This window comes from Bradyrhizobium sp. SHOUNA76 (genome assembly GCF_023006445.1).
In the GTDB taxonomy this organism is placed as follows: Bacteria; Pseudomonadota; Alphaproteobacteria; order Rhizobiales; family Xanthobacteraceae; genus Bradyrhizobium.
Genome location: NZ_JALBHA010000869.1, coordinates 1 through 1,445 on the forward strand (window position 1 = coordinate 1; position 1,445 = coordinate 1,445).

At 65.5% G+C, this 1,445-nt stretch carries 2 protein-coding genes; both read right to left on the minus strand.

Annotated features, from left to right (window positions below; translation table 11 throughout):
* On the minus strand, positions 1-278 hold a 278-nt coding region (locus MOV74_RS38075; RefSeq protein WP_246932643.1), incomplete at its 3' end, for an MATE family efflux transporter.
* A gap of 247 nt (positions 279-525) precedes the next feature.
* Positions 526-1,445 (minus strand): UDP-N-acetylglucosamine 1-carboxyvinyltransferase (locus MOV74_RS38080; protein ID WP_246932646.1); only part of this gene is annotated, 920 nt, incomplete at its 5' end.

A 1,445-nucleotide genomic window follows, 5' to 3' on the forward strand; every position in this document is an offset into this window, starting at 1 on the left:
CCGAAGGCCTGCGCCGCCAGCGGCGACACCGCAGCCATCAATCCGAGCCCGAAGGTGAAGCTGACGAAATAGACCGTGTGCGCCAGCGCCGCCGCGGCGACCGCATCCTCGCCGAGCCGGCCGATCAGCGCGAGATCGGTCGTGATCATCGCGATCTGCCCGAGCTGAGTCAGCATCAACGGCACGGCCAGCCGCAGCGTCTCGACGAATTCTTGCGCGAGATGATTTGGCGGCATGCCGGCTTGCGGCTGCGAATGATGTTGGACGGTGTCGAGCATCGCGGCTCAATAGCACGCCCGAGCGACGAAAACATGGCCCCGAGAGCAAGACGGCGAGGGGATCTATCCGCTAGCTCGGTACTGTAGGGTGGGCAAAGGCGCAGTTGCGCCGTGCCCACCATCTTTCCAATATTTCAACAGAAGCGTGGGCACGCTGCGCTTTGCCCACCCTACGATACTGCGTCCGGGGCACGAGATTGTGCGAAACGCGAAGCTCCCTTCTCCCACAAGGGAGAAAGAACAAGCCTCAGCCCTTCCGCTCCGGCACGCGCTTGATCTTCGCACCCAGCGCGTTGAGCCGCTCCTCGATGCGCTCGTAGCCGCGCTCGATCTGGTCGGCGTTGTTGATGGTGGAGGTGCCCTGGGCGCAGACAGCCGCGAGCAGCATGGCCATGCCGGCGCGGATGTCGGGCGAGGTCATGGTCGCGCCGTGCAGGCGGCTCGGGCCAGCGATGATCGCGCGGTGCGGATCGCACAGCACGATGCGCGCGCCCATCGCGATCAGCTTGTCGACGAAGAACATCCTGGATTCGAACATCTTCTCGAACATCAGGATCACGCCCTCGCATTGCGTGGCGGTGACGATCGCGATCGACATCAGGTCGGCCGGGAAGGCCGGCCAGGGCTGGTCTTCCAGCTTCGGTACGTGGCCGCCAAAATCGTCCTGGATTTTCAGCGTCTGGTTCGACGGCACGATGAGATCGTCGCCCTCGACGCGGCAGACGATGCCGAGCCGCTCGAATCCCATGCGGATCGAGCGCAGATGCTCGACACCGGCGCGCGTGATGCGCAGCGGCGAACGCGTCACGGCGGCAAGCCCGATCAGTGAGCCGACCTCGATATGGTCGGGCTGGATCCGATAGGTCGCAGTGCCCAGCGTCGCTGGCCCATGCACGATCATGGTGTTGGTGCCGATGCCCTCGATCTTGGCACCGAGCGCGACCAGGAAGTTGGCGAGATCCTGCACATGCGGCTCGGAGGCCGCGTTGCGCAAATGGGTGACGCCGTCGGCGGCGACCGCCGCCACCAGCGCGTTCTCCGTCGCGGTGACGCTCGGCTCGTCCAGGAACACGTCCGCGCCCGCGAGCTTTGGTGCGCGGAATTCGAGCCGGTCGGTCGCGGTGACCTTGGCGCCCAACTGCTCCAGCGCCAGCACATGGGTGTCCA